This window comes from Athalassotoga saccharophila, from assembly GCF_009936215.1.
Classification (GTDB): domain Bacteria; phylum Thermotogota; class Thermotogae; order Mesoaciditogales; family Mesoaciditogaceae; genus Athalassotoga; species Athalassotoga saccharophila.
This window is the reverse complement of record NZ_AP019551.1, coordinates 1,752,537-1,776,603: the sequence shown is the minus strand read 5'-3', so window position 1 is coordinate 1,776,603 and position 24,067 is coordinate 1,752,537. Positions and strand designations below refer to the sequence as shown.

The 24,067-nt window shown below is 43.4% G+C and carries 25 protein-coding genes; 14 read left to right on the top strand and 11 right to left on the bottom strand.

Going from position 1 to position 24,067, the window contains the following annotated elements; genetic code table 11:
• Nucleotides 1–16 precede the first annotated feature (16 nt).
• From ATHSA_RS08865 to ATHSA_RS08835, 7 genes are all read right to left on the bottom strand, one after another.
• Complete coding sequence (locus ATHSA_RS08865; protein WP_161848735.1) at nt 17–916, bottom strand: pseudouridine-5'-phosphate glycosidase; 900 nt, start codon at nt 914–916, stop codon at nt 17–19.
• Nucleotides 913–1,764 carry a carbohydrate kinase family protein gene (locus ATHSA_RS08860; RefSeq protein WP_161848734.1) on the bottom strand — a complete coding sequence of 284 codons (852 nt, stop codon included), beginning with the start codon at nt 1,762–1,764 and terminating at the stop codon, nt 913–915. The genes ATHSA_RS08865 and ATHSA_RS08860 overlap by 4 nt, the downstream gene beginning before the upstream one ends.
• Complete coding sequence (locus tag ATHSA_RS08855) at nt 1,712–2,731, bottom strand: 5-oxoprolinase subunit C family protein (protein WP_161848733.1); 1,020 nt, start codon at nt 2,729–2,731, stop codon at nt 1,712–1,714. The genes ATHSA_RS08860 and ATHSA_RS08855 overlap by 53 nt, the downstream gene beginning before the upstream one ends.
• The gene (pxpB, locus tag ATHSA_RS08850; protein WP_161848732.1) at nt 2,731–3,354 is read right to left on the bottom strand and encodes a 5-oxoprolinase subunit PxpB; all 624 of its coding nucleotides are present in this window, start codon (nt 3,352–3,354) and stop codon (nt 2,731–2,733) included. The genes ATHSA_RS08855 and pxpB overlap by 1 nt, the downstream gene beginning before the upstream one ends.
• Nucleotides 3,344–4,096: a LamB/YcsF family protein gene (locus tag ATHSA_RS08845; protein WP_161849001.1), complete on the bottom strand. Its 753-nt coding sequence runs from the start codon at nt 4,094–4,096 to the stop codon at nt 3,344–3,346. The genes pxpB and ATHSA_RS08845 overlap by 11 nt, the downstream gene beginning before the upstream one ends.
• Complete coding sequence (era, locus tag ATHSA_RS08840) at nt 4,093–4,965, bottom strand: GTPase Era (RefSeq protein ID WP_161848731.1); 873 nt, start codon at nt 4,963–4,965, stop codon at nt 4,093–4,095. The genes ATHSA_RS08845 and era overlap by 4 nt, the downstream gene beginning before the upstream one ends.
• A 97-nt stretch (nt 4,966–5,062) precedes the next feature.
• A complete protein-coding gene (locus ATHSA_RS08835) occupies nt 5,063–6,400 on the bottom strand; it encodes a flagellin N-terminal helical domain-containing protein (protein WP_161848730.1) in 1,338 nt (445 codons plus the stop codon).
• Between the two features lie 339 nt (nt 6,401–6,739).
• On the opposite strand from ATHSA_RS08835, the gene ATHSA_RS08830 reads away from it, so the two are divergent.
• Nucleotides 6,740–7,843 carry an ABC transporter substrate-binding protein gene (locus ATHSA_RS08830; protein WP_161848729.1) on the top strand — a complete coding sequence of 368 codons (1,104 nt, stop codon included), beginning with the start codon at nt 6,740–6,742 and terminating at the stop codon, nt 7,841–7,843.
• Between the two features lie 23 nt (nt 7,844–7,866).
• Here ATHSA_RS08830 and ATHSA_RS08825 read toward each other — a convergent pair whose 3' ends face one another.
• Nucleotides 7,867–8,580, bottom strand: coding sequence for an ABC transporter ATP-binding protein (locus ATHSA_RS08825; RefSeq protein ID WP_161848728.1), 714 nt, complete (start codon nt 8,578–8,580; stop codon nt 7,867–7,869).
• Nucleotides 8,581–8,787: 207 nt separating this feature from the next.
• Here ATHSA_RS08825 and ATHSA_RS08820 point away from each other — a divergent pair, with 207 nt between their 5' ends.
• The 13 genes from ATHSA_RS08820 to ATHSA_RS08760 all read left to right on the top strand — a co-directional run bounded on the left by ATHSA_RS08820 (nt 8,788) and on the right by ATHSA_RS08760 (nt 21,546).
• Entirely contained in the window at nt 8,788–11,844 is a 3,057-nt protein-coding gene (locus ATHSA_RS08820; RefSeq protein ID WP_161848727.1) for a DNA polymerase III subunit alpha, read from the top strand.
• Nucleotides 11,841–13,493 carry an acyl-CoA mutase large subunit family protein gene (locus tag ATHSA_RS08815; protein WP_161848726.1) on the top strand — a complete coding sequence of 551 codons (1,653 nt, stop codon included), beginning with the start codon at nt 11,841–11,843 and terminating at the stop codon, nt 13,491–13,493. The genes ATHSA_RS08820 and ATHSA_RS08815 overlap by 4 nt, the downstream gene beginning before the upstream one ends.
• Nucleotides 13,494–13,506: 13 nt before the next feature.
• Entirely contained in the window at nt 13,507–13,899 is a 393-nt protein-coding gene (locus tag ATHSA_RS08810; protein ID WP_161848725.1) for a cobalamin B12-binding domain-containing protein, read from the top strand.
• Nucleotides 13,886–14,776 (top strand): methylmalonyl Co-A mutase-associated GTPase MeaB, encoded by an 891-nt coding sequence (meaB, locus tag ATHSA_RS08805; protein WP_161848724.1) that lies wholly within the window; start codon nt 13,886–13,888, stop codon nt 14,774–14,776. The genes ATHSA_RS08810 and meaB overlap by 14 nt, the downstream gene beginning before the upstream one ends.
• Before the next feature lie 75 nt (nt 14,777–14,851).
• The gene (gene thrC / locus ATHSA_RS08800) at nt 14,852–16,063 is read left to right on the top strand and encodes a threonine synthase (RefSeq protein WP_232060083.1); all 1,212 of its coding nucleotides are present in this window, start codon (nt 14,852–14,854) and stop codon (nt 16,061–16,063) included.
• Nucleotides 16,064–16,072: 9 nt separating this feature from the next.
• A complete protein-coding gene (locus tag ATHSA_RS08795) occupies nt 16,073–16,525 on the top strand; it encodes a (2Fe-2S)-binding protein (protein ID WP_161848722.1) in 453 nt (150 codons plus the stop codon).
• A complete protein-coding gene (locus ATHSA_RS08790) occupies nt 16,522–17,070 on the top strand; it encodes a nucleotidyltransferase family protein (RefSeq protein WP_161848721.1) in 549 nt (182 codons plus the stop codon). Before ATHSA_RS08795 ends, ATHSA_RS08790 begins: the two co-directional genes overlap by 4 nt.
• Nucleotides 17,063–17,893 (top strand): FAD binding domain-containing protein, encoded by an 831-nt coding sequence (locus tag ATHSA_RS08785; RefSeq protein WP_161848720.1) that lies wholly within the window; start codon nt 17,063–17,065, stop codon nt 17,891–17,893. Before ATHSA_RS08790 ends, ATHSA_RS08785 begins: the two co-directional genes overlap by 8 nt.
• Nucleotides 17,894–17,896: 3 nt before the next feature.
• The gene (locus ATHSA_RS08780) at nt 17,897–18,727 is read left to right on the top strand and encodes a Rossmann-like and DUF2520 domain-containing protein (RefSeq protein ID WP_161848719.1); all 831 of its coding nucleotides are present in this window, start codon (nt 17,897–17,899) and stop codon (nt 18,725–18,727) included.
• Nucleotides 18,693–19,481: a 3-methyl-2-oxobutanoate hydroxymethyltransferase gene (panB, locus tag ATHSA_RS08775; protein WP_161849000.1), complete on the top strand. Its 789-nt coding sequence runs from the start codon at nt 18,693–18,695 to the stop codon at nt 19,479–19,481. The genes ATHSA_RS08780 and panB overlap by 35 nt, the downstream gene beginning before the upstream one ends.
• Before the next feature lie 2 nt (nt 19,482–19,483).
• Nucleotides 19,484–20,365, top strand: a complete 882-nt coding sequence (locus ATHSA_RS08770; RefSeq protein WP_161848718.1) for a mechanosensitive ion channel family protein — start codon at nt 19,484–19,486, stop codon at nt 20,363–20,365.
• Entirely contained in the window at nt 20,358–21,083 is a 726-nt protein-coding gene (locus ATHSA_RS08765; RefSeq protein ID WP_161848717.1) for a biotin--[acetyl-CoA-carboxylase] ligase, read from the top strand. The genes ATHSA_RS08770 and ATHSA_RS08765 overlap by 8 nt, the downstream gene beginning before the upstream one ends.
• Nucleotides 21,084–21,105: 22 nt before the next feature.
• Nucleotides 21,106–21,546, top strand: coding sequence for a methylated-DNA--[protein]-cysteine S-methyltransferase (locus tag ATHSA_RS08760; protein WP_161848716.1), 441 nt, complete (start codon nt 21,106–21,108; stop codon nt 21,544–21,546).
• Here ATHSA_RS08760 and rpe read toward each other — a convergent pair.
• Genes rpe through rlmN form a run of 3 tightly spaced genes read right to left on the bottom strand, consistent with a single transcriptional unit; the run spans nt 21,533 to nt 24,067 of the window.
• Nucleotides 21,533–22,192, bottom strand: coding sequence for a ribulose-phosphate 3-epimerase (gene rpe, locus ATHSA_RS08755; RefSeq protein ID WP_161848715.1), 660 nt, complete (start codon nt 22,190–22,192; stop codon nt 21,533–21,535). The genes ATHSA_RS08760 and rpe overlap by 14 nt on opposite strands.
• Complete coding sequence (gene rsgA / locus ATHSA_RS08750) at nt 22,176–23,054, bottom strand: ribosome small subunit-dependent GTPase A (protein ID WP_161848714.1); 879 nt, start codon at nt 23,052–23,054, stop codon at nt 22,176–22,178. Before rsgA ends, rpe begins: the two co-directional genes overlap by 17 nt.
• On the bottom strand, nt 23,051–24,067 hold the full coding sequence (gene rlmN / locus ATHSA_RS08745) for a 23S rRNA (adenine(2503)-C(2))-methyltransferase RlmN (protein ID WP_161848713.1): 1,017 nt from the start codon (nt 24,065–24,067) through the stop codon (nt 23,051–23,053). Before rlmN ends, rsgA begins: the two co-directional genes overlap by 4 nt.

Sequence of the window (24,067 nt, the reverse complement as noted above, 5' to 3'; positions counted from 1 at the left end):
CAATGAATTTTTTGTATCAAAATGATTTAGATATCTTTGCGGCCAGTTCGGCATTCGCTTTAACAAGTTCGACATTTGCCTCGAGCGCTTCGGGAAGATAATCGACGATCTTGGAAAGCAAGAATGGAGTTACAGCCTTTCCGGATATATGCAATTTTTTTGCCTCATTGAGTGCCAAATTTATCTTTTCGTCTATCACGTCATTGGGTATCTCCTTCGACTTTTCTATGGGATTTGCAACCAAGATGCCTCCCGAAAGGCCCATCTTCAACTTCGCGTTGAAGAGATTCGCAACCTCTTGGGGAGAATCGGCGCGCATGTAAAGTTTCGATCCGCTATTGTGCGAATAAAAGGACGGAAAATAATCCGTTTTATATCCCAAAACGGTAACGCCCAAAGTCTCCAAGATTTCGAGGGTTTTGGGAATATCGAGTATGGATTTAACTCCAGCCGAGACGACTATGACCGGAGTTTTGGAAAGTTCGACAAGGTCTGCAGAGATATCGAAGGTCTCGGCCACCCCCCTGTGAACTCCGCCAACTCCACCCGTTGCGAAGACCTTTATGCCGGCCATGTGGGAGCAAAGCATCGTGGCCGCCACGGTCGTTGCGCCATTCAATTTCTTCGCGACGGCGTAAGGCAGATCCATTCTACTCAATTTAAGGATATCCTTCGATCTTGCCAAAAATTCCAACTCCTCATCCTTCAGGCCTATCTTTATTCTCCCGTTTAATACCGCTATCGTGGCAGGCACGCACCCATTCTTCTCGACTATCCTTTCGAGTGCACGGGCAGTCTCTATGTTTTTGGGATACGGCATACCATGGGATATTATCGTCGACTCGAGGGATACAACGGGAATTCCATTATCGATTGCATCTTTGACCTTAGACGAAAGATCGATAAACTCGTTCATCTTTTCACCTCTTCTAAAAATTTTTCTATCTCATCTTTTTGCGGAACATTTCTTGCCCCGATCTTTGTTACAGAGATTGCTCCCGCAGCGGATGCAAACTCTATCGCTTTTAAGATATCGTATCCTGCGATCATGGAGTGGATAAAGGCCGCATTAAAGATATCTCCAGCACCCGTTGAATCAACAACTTTCACATGAAATGCGGGAATTTCTTTGAAGACCTTTCCGTATTTGAAATATCTTACACCATTCTCTCCCATCTTTACGATGAGGTTTTCGAACAAGGTCCATTCTGGAAACTTTCGAAAGATTTCGAATTCCTTTAGGTTGATCAAAACATATTCGATCTTTTTAAAAGGACCAAGATCGTCGAGAGAAGAAAGAAATGGCATTCCGGGATCCCAACTCGATATCCTTACCTTTTTGGAAAGTTCCTTTGCCCTTTCAACGTCAAGGCCCGCAAGGTGAATCCATTTTGCGCGCTTTATGGCCTCGATATCGAATGATTTATCACAGCCCGTGTCTTTTTTGTACGTCATAAGGCGCCTTACTCCGGTTTTATCGACGATGCTAAAGCACACACCCGTCTTTGCACACCTTACAATCCCTTTCAAATCGACATATCCTTTGAGATCACCGAGCGCTATCTCTCCATTTACATCCTCTCCGGCGTATCCGAAAAGAGAAACCTCATCGCCAAGGCGGGCGAGAGCATACGCCGTGTTCGATCCAAATCCTCCTCCGGTTATCTTTAAATCTTCTATTTCTATATCTCCATCGTAATCGGGAATGTGATCAACCATTATTATGTAATCGGTATTTATGTCTCCAACCACCGCAATCGTCAATCTCTTTCACCTCGACATCAAAATATTTCCCATTCACATTTACACGGTAGAGATCCTTTAAAGAATTGCAAAGTGAAAATTCTATCTCTCTTATCCATTCTTTGTATTTGAAATAGAGCCTTCTTGCAAGGTCCAAATCTACCATTTCAAACCTTATCCTGTCCGATGGCTTTTTCTGTCCGAGAACTGGAAGATCTGCGTATATAACGTTGGCAATTTTGGAATACCCTCCAGTCATTGGATGATCGGCCATCATGACGATGGGAAGTCCATCCGGAGGCACTTGAATTGCGCCGGCCGTCATTCCTTCCGAAACGATCTCGTAAGATTCGAGGCTTAACCTTTCACCTATGAGTCTGTACCCTATTCTGTTGCTGTCCGAAGAGATTACATATTCGGACTCGATAGCGTTAGGATTTTTCAAAAGATCCCACTGAGGCCCTTTCACAATTCTTGCGACATTTCCAAAGATCCAGTCCATTTCACATTCTAAGGTTCTATCCTTTATGTCCGCATTCCCGCACTCTATAACATCTCCGGCCATCAATTTTCTTCCATTCAATCCTCCAAATTTTGCCGGCAGACATGTGGATTTGCTCGAGAGCACCTCTTCGATTTTCAATTCTTTCAGACCAAGGTATGATCTAAAGCCGCGATCGTTTAAGACCTTCAAAATGTCCCCGCCTCTGACGTGGAATGTGCCAAACCTTTCGAGATATTCTCCATTCAAAATAATTCTTCCGGGCACGACCGAGACGGATGTCTCCCCTTCGAAAATGGCCTCGAAATTGCCCGTTATCTCTATTGCGGGATCGTCCCTTTTGTTTCCGACAAGTAAATTTGCGATCTCAAATGATATCCAATCCATCGGCCCAGAATGGGGGACTCCGTACCTTGCAAGACCGAAACGTCCAGAGTCTTGAACTGTCGAAAGAATTCCGGGATCAATTACGACAAGGCGCGCCATTAGAGTGGAATAAACCTCACTCTCTTTCCAAGATCAAGAGATGGAGGCATTTTTTGTATGTCGAAGATTTTCAATTCTGTCTTTCCTATAATTCTCCATCCTCCCGGGCCGTCAAAGGGATATATCCCGCACTGATTCCCCGCCATCCCAACGCTTCCAGCAATGACGGACTTCCTCGGCCTTTCAAGTCTTGGAATCTTCGATCCTGAATATCCGTAAAGGTATGCAAAGCCTGGCATAAATCCCATCATCCATACCTCATAGATGAAAGAAGAGTGAAATTTTATGAACTCATCTACAGTCATTCCGTTCAAATCACTTACAAACTCTATATCAGGCCCGTACTTTCCGCCGTACACAACGGGTATCTCTATAATCTCCTTTTCGCTTTCTTCTATCTCTTCGTACTTGAATTCTTTAATTATTCCGACGATCTCTTCGCAACTGATGATTTCTGGATCGTAGAATATGGTAACGGACGTGTAAGATGGAATCCACTCAACGGGAGGCTTTGATTTTGTCAAAAACCTATCGATCGCCAAGATTATTTTGTGAACACTTGACGATATTTCGTCCGAAAATTTGACTATGATCGCGCGCTCTCCCATCTCCTCAATTACCAAGGCCCATTACCTCTATTCCATGCTTTGCGAACTCTTCTCTTACGCGTTTGGCAATTGAAACGGCATTAGGAGAATCTGAATGGATGCATATCGTCTCTACCTTTATATTTATCTCCATTCCACTTATACTTCTTATCTTTCCATCTACCATGGACAACGTTCTCGAGGCGATCTCTTCGGGATCCTCTATGACTGCATTTGGATATTTTCTCGAAAGAAGGGTTCCATCGTCGTTGTAATTTCTGTCCGCAAAGCCTTCGCGCGCTGTCTTAAGGCCATAATCAGAGGCAATCGAGAGAAGTTTTGATTCCGGAAGGCTCACAACGACGAGTGAAGGATCAAAAAGATAGATGGCCTCGGCGATTCCGCGGGCTATCTTTTCGTCTTTGAAGGCCATATTGTACATTGCGCCGTGCGGCTTGACATGGGTTATCCTTGCCTTTTTTGATTTTGCAAAGGCGTAAAGGCCGCCGATTTGGTACATGACGTAATCTCTTATTTCTTCAAAAGATAAGTTCATCTCTCTTCTTCCAAAGCCCATCAAATCTGGAAATGAAGGGTGCGCACCTATGCAAAGGCCTTTTTGAATGGCCATCTCGACGGTTTTTCCAATCGTTACAGGATCGCCCGCATGAAATCCGCACGCGATGTTGACAGAGGTTACATATTCAAAAAGCGCTTTGTCCACGCCAAAATTGTAAATTCCAAAGCCTTCGCCCGCATCGCAATTTAGATCTATCAGCGCAACTCATCTCCGAATATCTGATTTAAGATCTTTTGATCCTCTATCCATTTGTCTTTGACCTTGACGTGCAGCGAAAGAAAGACATGTTTGTCGATAAGGTACTCTATGTCCTTTCTTGCGAGTGTCCCTATATCTCTTATCATTCTACCATTTTTTCCGAGTATTATGCCCTTTTGCGAATCCTTCGCAACGAGAATCGTCGCGTAAATTCTTGTGAGATTCTCTTCATCTTCTATCTGATCTATGTCGACGGCCGTCGAATACGGAATCTCTTCCCGGGTGAGTTCGAAGATCTTCTCCCTTACGATCTCGGATATCATAAAAGAAAGTGGCCTGTCAGTTACGATATCGTCGGGATAATACTTTGGCCCCTGGGGAAGAAAGGAGATAATCCTATCAAGGAGTTTGTTCGTCTCTCCCTTCAATGCCGAGATTTCAAAGATCTCATCTGTCAAATTCTTGAGGATATCTCTTGCCTTCTCGACCATAGCGTTATTTGCGATATCCATCTTGTTTATAACGCCAAAGATCGGAACCTTTAAGTCTCGAAGTTTTTGCGCAACCATGATGTCTGACCTTCCAACCTTTGAGGCCGAAAGGACGAAAAGGATCAAATCGTTGCCCTCGAGAGCCGAGATCGCTATTTTTAACATGTAATTTCCCATCAAATGAAGGGGCTTGTGAATACCGGGAGTATCGACAAAGACAACCTGTGCATCCTTTAAAGTAAGGATTGCGTTTATCCTGTTTCTCGTCGTCCCGGGCTTTTGAGAGACTATACAGACCTTTTCTCCTACCAAGGCATTGACTATCGTCGACTTACCGACGCTTGGCGATCCGGCAACACATACGAATCCAGATTTCATAAATCACCTCAAAGACATTATATCAGATGAAGGGTAACTGGAGGCGGATGGAAAATGGAGAAAGGGCCTTTCGGCCCTTTTGGTCAAATCTACGTTATTATGGAAGGTTCGTAAAAAGTCTCAATATCTGCTGCGGGTTGGCATTGGCCTGGCCAAGCATTGCCATCGAAGATTGCAAGAGTATCTGCTGCTTTGAGTAAGTCATGAGTTCCTTCGCCATGTCCGCATCCTTTATAGTACCTTCGGCCGATGTGAGGTTTGTCGATGAGGTCTGGAGGTTATTCGTGATGTCAGTTATTCTGTTTTGCAACGCACCGAGTTTTGCGGCCTCTGTCGAGACGACCTGGTTTGCGTTGTCTATTATGGAGATCGCAGCCTGTGCACCGGCCTGGGTTGTCACGTCTATTGTCGAGTAGAAACCATTTCCAAGGTTTGTGTTCGTCGCAGCCTGTGCATCGAATGTTGTAGATGGTGTCGTTGATTCAAGTCCGAGAGCCTGAGCGCCCATATCGTTAAGGCCGAGAGAGACTGTCTGTGACTGGTTGGCTCCGACCTGGAAGACGAGTTCCATATTCGCAGGGTTTAATTTTCCAGTTGGATCGTTGGCAGCATCGAGCCTTACCGCGCCGGTGTTGACAACGCTGTAAGCGGCCGTCGATGCAGAGGTATAAACTCCTGAACCAGAAAGAGTTCCCATATTTTGTAAAGAAATGCCTACTGTGGTTGCATGTCCTGAGCCAGAAATGTAGACCGTTACTTCGTTAGAATTTATGCTTGTTATATAAGCACCAGCAGAATGGTTGTTTGCCGCTGATGTAGAGAGATTAAGAAGTTGTCCATTATAATAGACCTGGACCGCGTTTGGAGCGCTTGCCGTTCCGGTTGTTATCGTGTTTATGGTAAGCGTTGTCGTTACATTAACGGCTCTGCTTGATCCAGACCCCGATATCGTTGCTGAAACGATGTTACTTGAAGGATTTACAAGCGTTGCCGTACCGGATGCGCCTGTGTAGTTGAGGTTTCCGTTCAGAAGTACCTGAGTGTTGAACTGGGTTGTATTCCTTATCTGGTCGATCTGTTTGACGAGTTGGTTCATTTCCTGCTGGATTTGCTGTCTATCAGAGGTCGTGTTCGTGTCGTTTGCTGCCTCGACTGCGAGTTCTCTCATTCTTTGTAAAATTGCCTGATCCTGCGTTAACGCTCCCGATGCGGTCTGAATCAAACTTATGGCATTCTGGGAGTTTTGAATCGCGGTGTTGAGGCCATTTATTTGGCCGAGCATCTTTTCGGTTATCGCGTATCCCGCGGCGTCGTCTGCCGCGCTGTTTATCCTGTAGCCTGTGGACAATCTCTGGACTGTCGTCTGTAGCGCGTTATTCGTGTTATTCACAGCCATCCATGCCTGAAGGGCAGGGATATTCTGGTTAATCTGCATAAATCCACCTCCATGTGATCTTTTTTACTTCCTTGTTTGGATTCCGGAATCCGATCTAATTATCGGCATAATTTTTTAAAACTTTAATCTGGCGAATGGCAAATAGGGAATGAAAGTTATTCGTCTGTGATTCTTAAATCGCTTTTAACATCCTTAATGAGTTTTTAATTGACTTCAAAATTGTTAAATGTTAAAATTTTGGAAATCAAATTATAAGAGTGAGGAGAATAAAGATGAATTCAAATAAAATGGTGGTGATAATAAAGATGGCCTGACTGTCTAAACCGGTCAGGCCACGCTTTTAGCGTGGCTTTTTTATTTCAAAGGAGGGATTTGAAGATGAAGAAGGTTTTTGTGTTTCTCGTACTAACACTTTTCGCTTTGGTTGTGATGGGAGGGGATATAAAGATAGGGGTTGCCTTTCCTATGACGGGAGGAATTTCCGCATTCGGCCAGCAAACTTACGAGGGAGTACTTTTGGCCCAGCAATTCTTTCCAACAGTTTTGGGTCAAAAGGTTGATTTGATCCTTGCAGACAACAGATCTGACAAAACTGAAGCGGCAAATGTCGTCAGCAGGCTTATCTCTCTTAACAACGTTGTCGCCATAATAGGAGAACTCGCAAGTTCGAACACGATGGCAGGAGGATCGATAGCCGAAAAGGCCCATGTGCCGATGCTTTCACCGACATCTACCGATCCGCTTGTTACCCAAGGAAAGCAGTACATATCGAGGGTGTGCTTTATCGATCCCTTCCAGGGCCATGTGGCGGCAGTCTTTTCCCTTAATTACCTCAAGGCCAAAACGGCCGTGGTCTTTACGGATGTGGCCCAGGATTACAGCGTCGGTCTTACCAATTTCTTCGTCAAAGACTTCACAAATGGTGGAGGAAAGATCTACAAAGAGTATTACCAGTCGGGAGATCAGGACTTTACCGCTCAACTTACCGACGCGCTAAGCCACCATCCAGATTTGCTTTACATCCCCGGATATTATCCCGAAATAGCACTCATAGCACGTCAGGCAAGACAACTCGGATATACAGGTGCATTACTTGCCGGCGATGGAGCAGAGGCTCCCCAACTTGTGACGATAGGCGGTAGCGCCGTCAACGGTCTTTATTACACGACAAGTTTTAACGCAGAGCACCCGTCGACAGAACTGGGAAAGGAATTCGTCAAAAAGTACCAGGAGATGTACAAAACCCTTCCTTCGGCCTTCGCTGCCCTTGGATTTGATGCCTACGCCGTTTTGGTCAATGCAATCGAAAGGGCAAATTCGACCGATCCTGCAAAGATAAATCAGGCGATAAGAAGCACAAAGGATTTTGAAGGCGTTACAGGATATATAACGATAGATTCAAGTGGAAATGCTATAAAATCCGCAGTTGTAAATGAGGTCGTAAATGGTCAATTCACGTACGTAACAACTATAAATCCTTAAAAAATCAGGCCGTAAGGCCTGATTTATAACTCTTTTACTTTTTCGAATGGCATTCTTATTCTTTCAAAACTCTCTATTCTTCCACTGTCTATTCTTATGTAGGCCGTGGCATATTTGAGTATCTTCTCGTCGTGGCTAACTATTACGAAGGTCTGTTTGTTTTTTTCATTTAAGAATTTTATGAAATCCATAACCATAAAGGATGTCTTCGTATCGAGAGCGCCGGTCGGCTCATCTGCCCAGACTATCATCGGCTCTCCGGCAATTGCCCTTGCGACGGCCACTCTTTGCCTTTCTCCACCGCTTATTTGGGATGGAAATTTGTCTACGACGTGCAAAAGGCCATTTTCTTTCAGGACATCTATGGCCTTTTGGTTTGCCTTCTTCTCCGGCCATCCGCGCGCGAGCAATGGAAGGGCAACGTTCTCTTTGACAGTGAGCACATTTATAAGGTTGTATTCCTGAAAGACAAATCCCATGTTTTCGGCCCTGAATGCGGTCTTTTTATCGTCAGGCAATTTTGAGAGATCCACATTTTTTATTATTATCTCTCCAGAGGTTGCATCGTCTATTCCAGACATGCAATTGAGCAATGTCGTCTTTCCACTTCCCGAAGGACCGTAGATGAAAAAGAGATCTCCCATCTCTATTTCAAAGGTCATGCCCTTTAAGGCTTCGTACGAAAGATCGCCGCTTTTGTAAATTTTTTTCAAATTTCTGACACTTACGAGGGCCATAGGATTACCTCTTTCTGAATATTATCTCACCTTATTCTATAATTTTTTTTGAAATAATTTGTAAAGGTACAATGTCCTTTTTGAAACATCCTTGCATGACATTATCTATATTACCGTCTGCCACATGCCACCCGCTACCTGCTACAAGCCATGTATTATTTTACTTTGAGAAAAATTTATTATAAAATTGATTGGGAAGGTGTTTTAATGGATAAATTTGTGCATTTACATCTTCATACCGAGTACAGTATCGGAGATTCTACAGTTAGAATAGATGACCTGATGAATCAGGCCAAATCGCTTGGCATGGACGCTTTGGCCATAACGGATCACGGTACAATGGGTGGAGTGCACAAATTCTGGTCCGCGGCTCGAAAATACGGAATAAAGCCTGTTATAGGATGCGAACTTTACGTGAAAGACGAAAAGACGAGGAACCACCTTACAGTCCTTGCCAAAAACAAAGATGGCTATCTTTCTCTTGTAAAAGCCCTTAACCTTGCAAATTCAAAGGTTCTCGATGATAAAGATATCTTCGAGTTGAAAGATGTCATCGTTCTTTCTGGTTGTATGAGCGGGAAAATACCACGCCTCATTCTTAACGGCGAGATCGAGAGGGCAAAAGAGGTTGCCCGCGCTTACAGGGAAAGATTTGGAGAGGATTTTTACATAGAGTTAATGAGAACCGGCCTTAAGGATCAAATCGCGCTTAACAATACACTCGTTGATATAGCGCAAAGTCTTAAGATAAAGATCGTCGCGACAAACGATGTGCATTTCTTGAAAAAGGCAGATGCCCTCGCCCACGGCCTTTTTGTCTCGATGAACAGGAACATGAAATGGGACGGAAATGTTGCCTACGGAAGCGATGAGTACTATTTAAAATCGGCCGGCGAGATGAAAGTCATCTTTAGAGATCTTCCACAAAGCGTTGATAATACGGTTGAAATATCCGAAAAATGTGAGGAATACGATCTCGCCGTCGATATAAAATTGCCTTTTTCTTCGGAAAAAGATTGCGAGACGCTCAAAGGAAGGATTTCGAAGGTTTCTGAAGATAGGAAAAAACGGCTCGATCGTGAATTGAAATTGATAGAATCCAAAAACTTTTGCAGGTACTTTCTTACCGTCTCCGAGATAATAGATTACGCTCAAAAGGCCGGAATCCTAATAGGCCCCGGAAGGGGATCTTCTGTTTCTTCTTTGGTTGCGTATCTTCTCGGAATCACGACGATAGATCCACTAAAATATGATTTGATCTTTGAGAGATTTTTGAATGAGTCAAGAATGGAAGATCCAGACATAGACATAGATGTCGAGGACGGTGCAAGAGACGATCTTATCCTTGGTCTTGCTCAAAAATACGGGACAAACAATTTGGCCCAGGTCGGATCTTATGGGACTCTCGGATCGAGGGCCGTCATAAGGCTTGCCGGGAAATCTTTGGGCGTAAATGAAAGGCTCATAGAAGATCTTGCGTGGAGGGTATCGGGATACGATTCTATCGAAAAGGCAATCAACGAGAATCAGGAATTCCGAAGAATTTCAAAAAGCGAAGATGTAAAAGTTCTCGTCGATTATGCCCTAAAACTCGAAGGACTTATCCATCACAGGACGATCCATGCGGCCGGAGTTGTTCTCTCTGACAGAGATCTTACGAATCTTATTCCTATGACCTTTGACGGGAAGAGATGGATAACTGAATTCGACATGGACTCTCTTGCGGATCTTAGGATAACAAAAATAGATCTTCTCGGACTAAAGACACTTACGAATATAAAAGAAACGCTCGGTGGAAAGGTAAACAGAGAAGACCTTATGAATATTCCCATCGATCATGAAGGAATATACGAAATTCTCAAGAGTGGAAATACGGCCGGCATCTTTCAACTTGAAAGCGCTTCGGCCAGCGCACTGACGAAAAAATTAGCCCCCCAGAATTTCGACGATATAATTGCCCTTTTGAGCCTTAACAGGCCCGGTCCAATATATTCCGGAATAGCGGACGAGTACATAAGACGACGCCATGGCGGATCTGTCATGAAGGACGAGTTCGGTCTCGATAAGATCCTCGGCGAGACATATGGAATGATAATATACCAAGAACAGGTTATGAAGATCGCGATGGAGATAGCGAGTTTTTCCGAAAGTCAGGCAGATCTTTTCAGAAAGGCCATATCGAAAAAGGACCCCGCCCTCATGCAGGATTTGAAGGAAAAGTTCGTAAGTGGCGCCATCTCAAAGGGCTACAGCGAGAATATGGCGCTAAAACTCTTTGATAACATAAGTAATTTTGCGTCCTATGGATTCAACAAATCCCACAGCGTCGCTTACGCCTACATAACCGCGTGGACTGCATATCTCAAGGCCACAATGACTGCCAACTTCATGGTATCTTTGATGAATTCGAATATCTCCGATCCGGCGAAATTGTCAATTTACAAAAGGGAACTCGAAAGATTGTCTGTCAAGGTCCTTCCGCCGGATATAAATGAATCTAAAACTCTCTTCTATTCAGACGGGAAAAATGTGAGAACGGGTTTTGCCGCGATAAAAGGCATAGGAATAAATCTCGGTCATATAATCGAGGAGGAAAGGACACGTGGAAAGTTCGAGAATTTTTTGGATTTTGTCTCGAGAATGAAGAAAAGGGTTAATTCTAAATCTCTCGAGATTCTCGTGTTAAGCGGCGCTTTCGACTCAACCGATCCGAATAGAAAGTATCTTATAGATAACATGGAAAGCCTTATGGATCTTTCCGAAGGCGGCCTTAAGATAATCCAGCAACAGTTATTCGGAAGCGAGGAAAGAAAAGCCTTGCCTCCCATCGAGAATTATCCAGATTATTCTCCTTCCGAAAAGATAAAACTCCAAAGGCAATACGTTGACCTTTTGTTCGATAGAGAAGGGGACGACTTCGAAAAGGTCATGGAAAGAGGCCACGGACGGGTTACCTTTCAGGTCTTCGAAAAAGATGGCCTTATCTTTGCCACGGATGGCAAAAATGAACTTCCCTTTTCTTACGATAGGCCTTTGAAGGAAGGAGAAAGTTATGAGGGAGAGTTCATCGTCAAAAACGGGAATATCATTCTATCGAGATTGGTAAGTTCTTCGAATGAAACTTATGTTTATTTGAAGGATCCGTCCGAGGTTGATTCATACATACCCCGAATTTCGGATATGAAAGATCACAGGGTGATCTTTAAGGTAGGAAATCTCTACATAGTACTTGAGGATAAAACTTTGAAAGAGGAGGAAGGATGATGGACGAGTCGATAAAGAAATCTTACGAAGCATGGGAAAAGCAAACGGAGTCTTTGATAAAGAAATATCCCGAAGAGGGGAATTTCAAGACGACGTGGTCTGATGAGGTAAAGAGGCTATACACTCCTTTGGACGTTGGAGATTATTCTCAGATAGGCTTTCCCGGAGAATTTCCATACACGCGTGGCGTTCAAAACACGATGTACAGAGGAAAGTTATGGACGATGAGACAGTACGCAGGCTTTGGAACGGCAGAGGAGTCCAACAAGAGGTACAAATACCTCCTCGAACAGGGCCAGAGCGGGTTATCGATAGCCTTCGATCTTCCAACGCAGATAGGATACGATTCGGACGATCCCCATTCTTTGGGTGAGGTTGGAAAGGTTGGCGTGGCTATAGATTCTCTTGCCGATATGGAGATCCTCTTTGATGGAATACCGCTCGATAAGGTGAGCACTTCGATGACGATAAATGCCACGGCTTCGATTTTGCTCGCAATGTACATAGCGGTTGGAGAGAAACAAGGGGTCAAAAGGGACAAACTTCGCGGGACGATTCAAAATGACATTCTCAAAGAGTACATCGCAAGGGGCACATATATATACCCTCCAAAGCCATCGATGAGAATAATAAACAACATATTCGAATTTTGCTCGAAAGAGATGCCGCTTTGGAACACGATAAGTGTCAGCGGTTATCACATAAGAGAGGCGGGAGCCAACGCCGTTCAGGAGGTTGCCTTCACGATAGCCGATGGAATCGAGTACGTCAAAACTGCCATGGAAGCGGGCCTTGATCCGAATGTCTTTGGAAAGAGATTGTCATTTTTCTTTGCCTCTCACAACAATTTATTGGAAGAGGTTGCCAAATTCAGGGCTGCAAGAAGAATGTGGGCCAAGATCATGAAGGAAAGATTCAACGTCAAAGATCCAGACGCGCTTAAATTGAGATTCCACACCCAAACTTCCGGATCAACGCTCACGGCCCAGCAGCCGGAGAACAACATAATAAGGGTTACGATTCAAGCCCTGGCGGCCGTGTTAGGCGGAACTCAATCTTTGCACACCAATTCAATGGACGAGGCGCTTTCCCTTCCGACCGAGGATTCTGTAAGGATAGCCTTAAGAACGCAACAAATAATAGCCTATGAATCAGGCGTCACAAAAACTGTAGATCCTCTCGGTGGATCTTATTACGTCGAAGCGCTCACAGATGAGATAGAGAAAAAAGCCTTCGAGTACATAAAGCACATAGACGAGATAGGAGGCATGATAAATGCCATAGAGTCTGGATATGTCCAGCAGGAGATATCCAACAGCGCTTACGAATATCAAAAGGCGATCGAATCGAAAGATCAGATAATCGTTGGAGTCAACGAATTCGTCATAGAAGAAAAGAATCCTCGTAAGACTTTGAAAATAGACGATGCTCTCGAGATAAAACAGATAGAAAAATTGAGGGAGATGAAATCCAAAAGGGACAATAAAGCCGTCAAAGAAAAACTCGATAATTTGGAAAGATCGGCAAAAACTTCGGAGAATTTGATGTACCCTATAATAGATGCTGTAAAGGTTTACGCTACCGTGGGAGAGATTTCGAACACTTTAAGGAAGGTCTTCGGTGAATACAAAGAATCGGTGATCTTTTAAAGGAGGAATTTAGATGATAAAGGTACTCATTTCAAAGCCGGGTCTCGACGGTCACGATAGAGGTGCAAAGGTCATAGCAAGAGCCTTAAGGGATGCGGGCATGGAGGTCATCTACACAGGCATAAGGCAGACGCCGGAACAGATAGTTCAAACTGCCATAGATGAGGACGTTGACATACTCGGAGTTTCAATCCTTTCGGGCGCCCACATGAAACTTGTGCCTAAGATTCTCGAACTTTTGAAGGAGAAGGGATCTAAAATACCGGTCTTTGTCGGCGGGATAATACCCGAAGATGACGCGATCGAGTTGAAAAAACTCGGTGTTATAGAGGTTTATGGCCCGGGGACGCCCACATCCGAAATAATCGACAAAATAAAGGGATACTTCGAAAATGCAAATATCTGAGTCTCAAATCATAAATGGCATTTCTTCCAAGGATAGAAAATCTTTCGCGAAGTTGCTCTCCATTTGCGAGAGTGATCCCGTCGCGGCAAACAGGATAATATCCCGTCTTCAAAGAAAAGACGCCCACGTTGTTGGAATAACCGGAAGCCCGGGCGTTGGAAAATCGAGCATCATAAATGCCATTCTTTCTAAATCATCCAACAGAAGAGTTGGAGTGATAGCGGTAGACCCTTCGAGCCCCTTTAGCGGCGGTGCGCTTTTGGGAGACAGAATAAGGATGCAATCTCACGCAACGGATCAAAATGTCTTCATAAGGAGTTTTGCAAGCCGCGGTGCGCTTGGAGGATTATCTCCTTCGATCTTCGAAGTTTGTGACGCTTTTGAGACTTTCGATATGGACATGGTTTTAATAGAGACCGTTGGAGTTGGACAGTCGGACACAGAGGTTGCAAATATCGCAGACACGGTTGTGCTTTTGCTTTCTCCAGACGGTGGAGATGAGATTCAAATGATGAAGGCCGGCATTATGGAGATAGCCGATATCTTTGTTGTTAACAAGTCTGACAATCCGGCCTCGATAAGTCTTAAGACGAAACTCGAGGGAATCATAAAGTTCGGCGGTAAAGACATTCCGGTCATCTTGGCCAATTCTATAACCGGAGATGGAGTGGAGGATTTGATAAAAGCACTCGATTCGAGATTTGAAAGGATAAAGGCTGATGGCACATTTGCGACAAAAAGAAAAAAGAGAGTCTTTTTCCATGCCCAGTCTTTTTTAAGAAGAAAGATAGACACGATAATGCAAAGTATCCATTCAGAAGAGACGGACATTGAAAAGATAGAAAAAGAACTCATGAAAAAATTGTGCTCCAAATGAGATCGGACTATTCGGAATTTGAATTTTATTTGGTATATAATTGAAAAGAAAGGGGATAGAAAATTGAGTTATTTTTTGAGATGTTTAAATTGTGGTTCCACTTACGATCCGGATGAGAATATCTACACCTGCCCAAAATGTGGTCCAAGACTTGGCACGTTAGAGATTGTCTTTGAGAAATATCCAAAGGTCGATATTTCTTTGGAAGATCTCAGATCCAAGGGTATTTGGGCCTTTAAAGAACTTCTGCCCCTTGAAAGAAATGATTACGAAGTACCACTTTTTATAGGAAATACGCCGATTTACGAGAAAAAAGAGATGGCAAAAAAATTGGGCCTTTCAAATTTGTGGATAAAGGATGATGGAAGAAATCCGACGGCCTCTTACAAAGACAGGGCGACGGCCATGGCGATATCAAAGGCAAAGGCCTTAAAGAAAGAGATCGTCTACTGCGCCTCTACCGGAAATGCCGCCTCATCTCTGGCTGGGTTAAGCGCGGCTTCTGGAATGAAGAGCGTTATCTTCGTGCCAAAAACCGCTCCCGAGGCCAAGATAACGCAACTTTTGGTTTACGGATCAACCGTTATGGCCGTAGATGGAAGTTACGATGAGGCCTTCGATCTTTCGATGGAGATAGGAGAAGAATTTGGATGGTATACGAGAAATTCTGCGATAAATCCATACCTTCTCGAGGGCAAAAAGACAGGATCGATGGAGGTTCCCATCCAGATAGGCCATGTGCCGGATGTTGCGATTGTAAGTGTGGGCGATGGGACTGTTGTCAGTTCTATATACAAAGGATTTAAAGATATGAAGATGGCGGGATTTACTGATAGGATTCCTCAAATAATCGGTGTACAGGCCGAAGGAGCCAACGCCGTCATGAGAACCTTTGAATCTGGTCATTTCGATAAGCCTGTCGATATAGATGCCCATTCGATCGCCGACAGTATAAGCGTTGGAAAACCAAGAGATGTTTTGAAGGCATGCAAATGGGTCAAAGAATCGGGAGGATACTTCGTTTCTGTAACGGACGAAGAAATAGGTCATGCCATAATCGAACTCGCGCGCGAAAGCGGTGTTTTTGCCGAGCCTGCCGGATCGACTGCCTACGCAGGCCTTAAAAAGATCGCAAAGGATCTTCACGGAAAAAGTGTCGTTGTTTTCATCACCGGAAATGGTCTTAAGGACATAAGATCGGCGAGAAATTTCACCGGTCAGGTCAATTACGTCAAGGCCGATCCATCAAGCGTTAAGGATGCGCTAAGAAAGAGCGGGATAATATAGGAGGCTTCAATGATAATAAAATTCAAATTGAACGGAGAGGAAAGAGAAGAAAATGTTGAGGAAGATGAGAGGGCTCTCGATTTTCTAAGAAGAATAGGAATGAAAAGCGTGAAAGAAGGATGTGGCGAGGGAGAATGCGGAGCCTGCACGATCATCGTCAACGGTAAGAATGTTGTTTCGTGTCTTATGCTGGCGCCCGAACTCGACGGAACGGATGTTTTGACGACCGAAGGCCTTGGTAAGGATAAACTCGATCCCGTCCAGGAAGCATTTGCGGAGATAGGAGCCGTCCAGTGTGGTTTTTGTACGCCCGGAATGGAAATGTCTACAAAGGCTCTACTCATGAAAAATCCCCATCCTTCCGAAGAGGATATAAAGAAAGGACTTGAGGGGAATCTTTGCAGGTGCACAGGATATTTTAGAATAATCGAGGCCGTAAAGAAGGCGGCAGGAAAGGTTTGATTCCCATAATCCTTGCGGCGGGAGAGAGCAGGAGGTTTGGAGTCCAGAAATTGAATTACCCTTACAAGGGTAAACCTTTAATTCAATGGACGATAAACGTCGTCGAAGAAAATTTTTCAAATGGATTTTTGATCGTTTCTGAAAAATTGGATCTTTCAAAGATAAGTGTTAAAAAGTTAGAGATAATTTTGAACAAAAATCCGGATTTGGGTCTCTCTAATTCGATAAAGTTGGGTCTTACGGCGGCAAACGGAAGAGACGTTATCATATTTTTGGGAGATATGCCCGAAATAGATTCTCAACTCGTCCAGAAGGTCGTAAGTTTGTCAAAGGACAAAATAGTCTTTCCCAATTTCAACGGCATAAAGGGTTTTCCGGTCTTTATACCATCGAATTATTTCAAAAGCGCTTACGAAATAGAAGGAGACAGAGGTTTAAGGGATTTAATAATGAAGAGTGAATATCTAACCTTCGAATGGACGCGATCCTGTGTTTTTGATGTTGATCTTCCCGAAGATTTGGAAGGGGCTGGTGAGGATGGCTAAATTTGTCATGCCAAAAAATGAGAGAGAATTCAGAGATGAAATATACGATGAAAAGAGTATGATAATGGCAGGAGGAACGGATCTCCTCGTAAAAATGAGGATTGGAAAGATAAATCCATCTAAAATAGTGAGCACTTTGAGAGTTCCAACATTCCACGCGCTCGGCTTTGACGGTAAAGAATTGATAATCGGCGCAAATGTCACCTATTCGGAACTTTTGGATTTTGAGCCTGTAAAAAAAGCATTTCCCATACTTTACGATGCGATCTATTCGATAGGATCTCCACAGATAAGAAATAGGGCAACGCTTGTCGGAAATCTGATTAATGCTTCTCCTGCAGGAGATGGACTTCTTGCCCTCTACCTTTTGGATGCCAAAGTGGAAGTATCAAATGGGAAAAGGTATTCGGTGGGAGAATTCGTTCGGGGGCCGGGCCAGACCATTTTAGATCACAAAGAGTATGTAAAGAGCATTATAATAGAGAAGGAAGAATGGACACACAGGTATTTTGAAAAGGTTGGTCAGAGGAATTCTATGACAATCTCTATTGCGAGTATTGGATCTCTTTTCAAAATTGAGGATGGTATCGTCAAAGAAATGAGGATCGCCTTTGGATCTGTCGGACCGACTGTTTTGAGAATGCACGAAATAGAGGAATTCACCCGTGATAAAAAGTTGGACGAAGATTTGATAAGAGAGATTTCGATGATGGCTTACAGCGGTGTTAAGCCCATAGACGATGTGCGTGGAAGTGCCGAGTACAGAAGAAGGCTTTGCCGGAATTTGATATACAGGTTCAACTACATTCTTGAAAGGAGTTAAGATTTGGTATTCGATATCATCGGAGCGGGAAGGGTCGGTAAGACCTTTGGAAAGTACCTTTCAAGCAAGGGCCACAAAATAAATCATGTCGTCAATTCCTCTTTGGACTCTTCAAAGAGGGCCGTTGAGTTCATTGGAGATGGAATTCCGTCATCGATCGATGAAATCGGTGGATGTGATGTGCTTTTGATAGGCGTCAACGATGACAGGATAAGGCAGATCTTTTTGGGTGTAAAAGACAAACTTGCTGGCGTTAAGGCCGTCGGACATTTCAGCGGCGCTTATCCTTCTTCGATATTGAGAGAGTGCGACGAGATGGAAATTGGAAGGTTTTCGATCCATCCAAATGCCTCATTTGCAAATTCGAGAATATGGGAAAGAATAAATGAAATCCATTTCGTGATGGACGGAAACAAAAAAGGAAAGGAGATAATCCGTGAACTTTTTGGAAGTCTTGGTATAAAATTCAGCGAAATTGCCGAAGAAAAGAAGATATTCTACCATGTCGCGGCCGTCTTTGCCTCGAACTTTGTGGTCGGTATTCAGGAAATATCGAACGAATTGTATTCAATGGCGGGTTTAGACAGCGAAACTGCCCGTGAGATTTCGACTTTTCTTTCTAAGCAGGCAGTTGAAAATGTTCAGTCTCTCGGAATAAGAGGAGCACTCACAGGTCCTGTGGTGCGCGGAGATTACCACCTTGTTGAGGCAGAAAGAATGGCATTGATGGATCTCGATCCAGACATAGGTATACTCTACGGTAAATTTGCCCAGATTCTCAGAGAGAGGGTGATTAAAACTGAACATTCTCAAAATTCTTCAGATGAAGGGTAAGGAACCAATAGTGGTTGTAACCGCTTACGATTATTTCAGCGCGAAGGTGTGCGATCGTGCCGGAATAGATATGATTCTTGTCGGGGATTCTTTGGGAAATGTGGTGTTGGGATACGAATCTACCCTTAACGTTGAGATGGAAGATATGGAACGCCACATCATGGCCGTAAGGCGTGGAGCACCCAATTCATTCATAATTGGTGATATGCCATTTATGTCCTACCAGATCTCCGATGAAGAAGGAATAAAGAATGCCGGACGTTTGATGAAGGCCGGCGCCAATGCAGTCAAGGTTGAGGGAGGGGAAAGAGTTTCTTCACTTGTAAGAAAACTTGTGGATGCTGGCATACCTGTTATGGGTCACATAGGCCTTACGCCCCAGTCCGTAAACCAGATCGGTGGTTACAGGGTTCAGGGGAAAGGCCCGGATAAGGAGAGAATGATGAGATCTGCGAAATCTCTCGAGAATGCCGGTATTTTTTCGATAGTCCTTGAATTGACAGTTGAAGAGACTGCCAAATCGATAACGGAGAGTCTTTCCATACCAACGATAGGAATAGGCGCTGGAAGATATTGCGACGGTCAGGTGCTTGTCTGGCACGATTTGCTTGGAATAAATGACGGCAAAGTGCCCAAATTCGTAAAAAAGTACGCAAATCTCAATGAAGAGATCGAAACAGCGCTTTTGGAATACATAAAAGATGTCAAGTCACGGACCTTTCCGGCAGAAAACAATATCTTTAAAGAGGAGTAAAAATGGCGACACCAACGGCATCTACAGGATTTGAGAATACCGCCTTTTTCTACTATTTTATCCGTACGATAATAGCCGTTGCTTTGATTATTATTGCTTATTATTTTGGAGATTACATTGGAAAGGTCGTAAACAGAGCGGCCCGCATAACCGGTAAAAATTTAAGGGCTCCCAACACTACGAGGACTATTCTCAAAACCATTTTCATCTTCATAGCGATAATGATCATAATAGCCGAATTCAACATCAACATCTGGCCATTGTTAACGAGTTTGGGAATCGCAGGCGTCATATTGGGTCTTGCGCTTCAAACGCCTTTGAGCAATTTCTTCAGCGGCCTTATGGTTATAATAACAGATGCCGTCAACGAAGGGGACGCGGTTGACATAAACGGTATGAGCGGTACAGTCCGGGAAGTAAAGTTTAACCATACCATCATAGACACATGGGACGGGAAGAGAATCCACATCCCCAACTCTGCCGTCTGGTCTTCAAATGTGACGAAATACTGGCCAGGATTATCGAGAAGGCTCGATATGTCGGTAGGTGTTCCCTATTCTCTTAGCCCTGAAAAGATGAAGATAATACCTGACTTGCTCAAAAAGGTTATGGATGAGGAACCTCTTGTTTATAAAGGGCCTTTCATTGAAGATGATCCCTCTTCTGTCGTTTCAAATTACGTTACATTCGACGGTTTTGGAAGTTCATCCGTTAATTTTTCGATCCACTTTTGGGTTTTAAGAAAAGATTATTTTGATGTCCAGATTGCCCTTGGAATGGATATTTTTAGAGAATTCACAAAGAATGGCATCTCTATTCCATACAATCAACTCAATGTTCATTTAGACGGAAAGATCAAAGTTGGCGATAAATTAAATGATTGAGCATCTTTACTCCTACGATGAGGTGGATTCCACAAATGAAGTCGCAAAGAGAATGGTAAACATCTTAAATAGCGGGGATATAATATGGGCAATCAAACAAAGCGCGGGCCGCGGAAAAGGCGAAAGAGTATGGTACTCGCCCGAAGGGGGCTTATGGTTTTCTATAATTTTTAAACCTTCGGTTCTTCCGAGAGATCCCAATATATACACTAAGATGATGGCTGTCTCGATCGTAAGGGTACTTGGCAAATCAAAAGTTGAAGGTATAGGAATAAAATGGCCAAATGATATTTATTACCATCATAAAAAACTCGGTGGAATTTTGACCGAAATAATTCATTACGGTTCAAAAAAAATAATCATTGTGGGTGCAGGGATAAACGTAAATAACGATCCGCCCAAAGAGGTCGGGAGCGCGATCTCTCTAAGGCAGATCACTGGCAAAGAATGGGAACTTTCGCGTTTGCTTAGAAAAATACATTCTGAATCGATAAATCTTCACAATTACATAACCAAGGGCCAGAGAAATTTGATAACCAATCTCTGGAGAAATTACATCATCTTCAAAAAGGGCACAAAGGTTAAGTTGATATATCCGTCCGGAATTCAGACAGGCACAGTCGTTAACGTCTTTTCCGATTACTTAGTCGTCGAAAGGAATGGAATAAAAGAGAGGGTCAAACCATCGGAGGTGGATTTCGCTGAAAATTCACAGTGATTTTGAAGATGTATCAACCGCTGTGTACGATTCTCCAGTAGGCAAAATTAAAATATCCGCGTCAAATGACGGGATATTCGAGATCGAATTCACCGATTCAGATCTAATTGAGGATCCTCGCCTTGAATACTTCATATCCCAACTTGACGAATATTTCTATGGAGATAGAAAAGCCTTCTCTGTTAAGTTCGATATACGTGGGAGCGATTTTCAAAAAAGGGTATATGAAATCGTATCGCAGATTCCATTTGGTGAGGTTATGACTTATTCAGATATTGCGATCATGCTTGGAAACAAGCACTTATCGAGAAGCGTCGGAAATGCGCTTGCCAAAAATCCTTTAATGATCGTGATTCCATGCCATAGAGTCGTACGTGCAGATGGAATCGGTGGATATGCAGGAGGGGTATGGAGAAAAAGATGGCTTTTGTCTCATGAACGGCGATGGACTAATCCGGGTTGAATTCCTTTATTCTTCTTAAAACGTCTATCGGATCTTCGGCCGAAAAAGCGTAATTTCCGGTTACGATTATATCGACGCCAGCCTTGATGACGGATTTGAATGTTTCTTCGTTTATTCCACCGTCAACCTCTATCTCAAAGGTCAGCCCCAACTCCTTTCTCATCTCGTCGAGAGTTCTTATCTTGTTAATGGTATTTGGAATGAATTTCTGGCCCCCAAAGCCCGGATTAACGCTCATGACAAGCACACCGTCTATGTCCATTATTACGTCTTTGATCAATTCAACGATTGTGTGGGGATTTATCGCCACGAAGGCCTTCCTGTCGTGATCTTTGATTCTATTTATAAGTCTGTTAAGATGACGGGTCGATTCGTAATGCACCGAGACGATCTCGGATATTTCGCAGAAGTCATCGACGAACATCTCTGGATTTTCGATCATCAAGTGCGTATCTACCGGAACTTTTGTGACTCTCTTTATGGCCTCGCCAATTATAAGGCCGTACGTTATATTCGGTACGAAATGTCCGTCCATAACGTCTAAATGTATGTAATCAGATAAAGGTTCTACTTTTTTTATCTCCTCGCCAAGTTTTGTGAAATCTGCAGAAAGCACAGATGGCGATAATTTAACGTTTCTTTTCAAATTTGCCCTCCTTTTCTCTTACCTCACGAAGTATTGAGAGATAATTCTCGTAACGGCTCTTTGGTATCGTGCCATTTTCAACCATTTCTTTCACATGACAGCCCGGTTCAAGATCGTGAACGCAATCGTCGAAAAGACATTTATGTGAGGCGTTGAATATCTCTGGAAAGAGTTTTTGAACCTCTTCCGGTTTCAGGTCATCGAATTCAACCGTCGTAAAACCGGGCGTATCGAGCACAAAACCTCCACCTTCTATTTTTAAAAGTGAAACGGCCGTTGTTGTGTGCTTTCCAAAGTTCGTTTTCGAAATATTACCGGTTTTCAAATTCGCGCTCAGAAGTGAGTTTATTATAGAAGATTTTCCAACCCCTGATGGTCCTGCAAAGACCGAGATCTTCTTTTCGAGATTTTTTCTTAGATCCTCTATTCCTGTCCCGAGATGTGCGCTAACGAGAAATACTTTGTAGACTTCGTAAATCTTTTTGAACTCTTCTACCTTCGATCTGTCCGTTATGTCTATTTTGTTTAAAACGATCAAAATTTCCGCAAGAGTTTTGGATATGTTCGCTACCGTTCTGTCTACAATGGATAAAGGTACCATTGGCGTCGAGATCGAAAATACGGCAACTGCCTGATCCACGTTAGAGACCTTTGGCCTTTCGAGTACGTTGTGCCTCGGCAGGATCGACTCGACCCTTCCCCTGTCTCCCTCAACTATGTACTCAACCCTGTCTCCGACAAGAGGTTTCGTGCCGGTTATTTTAAACCTTCCCCTTAGAGAACAGAGGATCTCTTTTCCATCTGATTCGTCGACGACCGTTACAAAGCCCGAATTGAAGGATACTATGATTCCATTTTTCAAAGTGTCCGTCTCCTTAACTGACCGCATGCCGCATCTATGTCCGCGCCCTTTTCTGCCCTTATGACTGCCTCAATTCCATTTTCTTTGAGGAATTTTTCAAATTCGCTGGCTCTTTGATCTGTCGATTTTAAAAAGCCAGATCCAGTATCGTTGTATCTTATGAGATTAACGTTGCACTTTATGTCTTCGAGAAGTTTCACGAGATTTTTTGCGTCCTCTATAGTATCGTTGAAATGATCGAACAATATGTATTCAAAGGTCACACGCCTATTTTTAATTCTTTGATACGTCTTTACGCTTTCGATGAGCGATTTGAGATTGTATTTTTTATTTATGGGCATGATTGAAGACCTTTTCTCGTCTGTTGGAGCGTGTAAAGAAATGGAGAGGACTAAATCGAGAGGTTCGTTGGCCATCTTTATTATTCCATCTACTATACCGGCAGTGGAGACGGAGACCCTTCTTTGACTTATTTTGAAGGCCTTCGGATCCGTTATAACTCTTATGGCTCTCATGACTTCATCGTAATTGAGCATGGGCTCTCCCATACCCATGAAAACGATGTTGTTTATCTTTTCATTTTCCTCAATTTCCATCCCGAGAATTTGGCCGATTATCTCTCCGGAGGTAAGGTTTCTTATGTATCCAGACATACCGGTGGCACAAAAGGCGCAATTCAAAGGACATCCCACTTGAGAAGATATACATCCGCTTATCCTATCCGGATATCTCAAGATAACTGATTCGACGGTATTTCCGTCTTTGTATTTCCACAAGAATTTAACAGTTCCATCTAAGGATTTTGATTTTTTTACAAGTTCTGGTAGATCTATTGAAAATTTCAAACTCAAAGATTCTCTTAATTGTTTTGAAATGTTCGTCATGGCCGCAAATGAGATAATGTGTTTTTGATATATCCAGTCAAAGATCTGAATGGCCCTGTAAGATTCAAGACCTTCAGATTCCAATTTACTTTTTAAGCCGTTAAAATCGTAATCGAGAATATTTTCCAT

What these genes read in the sequence shown, in the direction of transcription:
- ATHSA_RS08865 (WP_161848735.1), bottom strand. Translation starts at nt 916, where the DNA reads ATGAACGAGTTTATCGATCTTTCGTCTAAGGTCAAAGATGCAATCGAT.
- ATHSA_RS08855 (WP_161848733.1), bottom strand. Translation starts at nt 2,731, where the DNA reads ATGGCGCGCCTTGTCGTAATTGATCCCGGAATTCTTTCGACAGTTCAA.
- era (WP_161848731.1), bottom strand. Translation starts at nt 4,965, where the DNA reads ATGAAATCTGGATTCGTATGTGTTGCCGGATCGCCAAGCGTCGGTAAG.
- ATHSA_RS08835 (WP_161848730.1), bottom strand. Translation starts at nt 6,400, where the DNA reads ATGCAGATTAACCAGAATATCCCTGCCCTTCAGGCATGGATGGCTGTG.
- ATHSA_RS08830 (WP_161848729.1), top strand. Translation starts at nt 6,740, where the DNA reads ATGAAGAAGGTTTTTGTGTTTCTCGTACTAACACTTTTCGCTTTGGTT.
- ATHSA_RS08825 (WP_161848728.1), bottom strand. Translation starts at nt 8,580, where the DNA reads ATGGCCCTCGTAAGTGTCAGAAATTTGAAAAAAATTTACAAAAGCGGC.
- ATHSA_RS08820 (WP_161848727.1), top strand. Translation starts at nt 8,788, where the DNA reads ATGGATAAATTTGTGCATTTACATCTTCATACCGAGTACAGTATCGGA.
- ATHSA_RS08815 (WP_161848726.1), top strand. Translation starts at nt 11,841, where the DNA reads ATGATGGACGAGTCGATAAAGAAATCTTACGAAGCATGGGAAAAGCAA.
- ATHSA_RS08810 (WP_161848725.1), top strand. Translation starts at nt 13,507, where the DNA reads ATGATAAAGGTACTCATTTCAAAGCCGGGTCTCGACGGTCACGATAGA.
- meaB (WP_161848724.1), top strand. Translation starts at nt 13,886, where the DNA reads ATGCAAATATCTGAGTCTCAAATCATAAATGGCATTTCTTCCAAGGAT.
- ATHSA_RS08795 (WP_161848722.1), top strand. Translation starts at nt 16,073, where the DNA reads ATGATAATAAAATTCAAATTGAACGGAGAGGAAAGAGAAGAAAATGTT.
- ATHSA_RS08785 (WP_161848720.1), top strand. Translation starts at nt 17,063, where the DNA reads ATGGCTAAATTTGTCATGCCAAAAAATGAGAGAGAATTCAGAGATGAA.
- ATHSA_RS08770 (WP_161848718.1), top strand. Translation starts at nt 19,484, where the DNA reads ATGGCGACACCAACGGCATCTACAGGATTTGAGAATACCGCCTTTTTC.
- ATHSA_RS08765 (WP_161848717.1), top strand. Translation starts at nt 20,358, where the DNA reads ATGATTGAGCATCTTTACTCCTACGATGAGGTGGATTCCACAAATGAA.
- rlmN (WP_161848713.1), bottom strand. Translation starts at nt 24,067, where the DNA reads ATGGAAAATATTCTCGATTACGATTTTAACGGCTTAAAAAGTAAATTG.